Consider the following 476-nt stretch of genomic DNA (forward strand, 5'->3'; position numbering starts at 1 on the left):
GAGAAAGAGGTAAACAGGATGACTAAAAATACTCGTTTTTCCCCCGAAGTCCGTCAACGGGCAGTCCGTATGGTTCTGGAAAGTCAGGGCGAATATGACTCACAATGGGCGACAATTTGTTCCATTGCTCCAAAGATTGGCTGTACGCCGGAGACTCTGCGTGTCTGGGTTCGCCAGCATGAGCGGGATACCGGGGGCGGTGATGGAGGGCTCACCACCGCTGAACGTCAGCGTCTGAAAGAGCTGGAGCGTGAAAATCGTGAACTGCGCCGCAGTAACGATATCCTTCGCCAGGCTTCCGCTTATTTTGCGAAGGCGGAGTTCGACCGCCTCTGGAAAAATGATGCCACTGCTGGATAAGCTGCGTGAGCAGTACGGGGTCGGACCGCTATGCAGCGAACTGCATATTGCCCCGTCAACGTATTACCACTGTCAGCAACAGCGACATCATCCGGATAAACGCAGTGCCCGTGCGC

Annotated in this window: 1 pseudogene and 1 other annotated feature; the pseudogene reads left to right on the plus strand. The window is 54.8% G+C overall.

Features of this window, described 5'->3' with window-relative positions:
- Positions 1 to 18: 18 nt before the first annotated feature.
- A pseudogene (locus BGK49_RS17750) lies at positions 19 to 476 on the plus strand (transposase); the annotation flags it as partial.
- Positions 300 to 415, plus strand: a sequence feature (AL1L pseudoknot). It overlaps the preceding pseudogene by 116 nt.

This window comes from Shigella sp. FC1544, assembly GCF_001722145.1.
Lineage (GTDB): Bacteria > Pseudomonadota > Gammaproteobacteria > Enterobacterales > Enterobacteriaceae > Escherichia > Escherichia coli.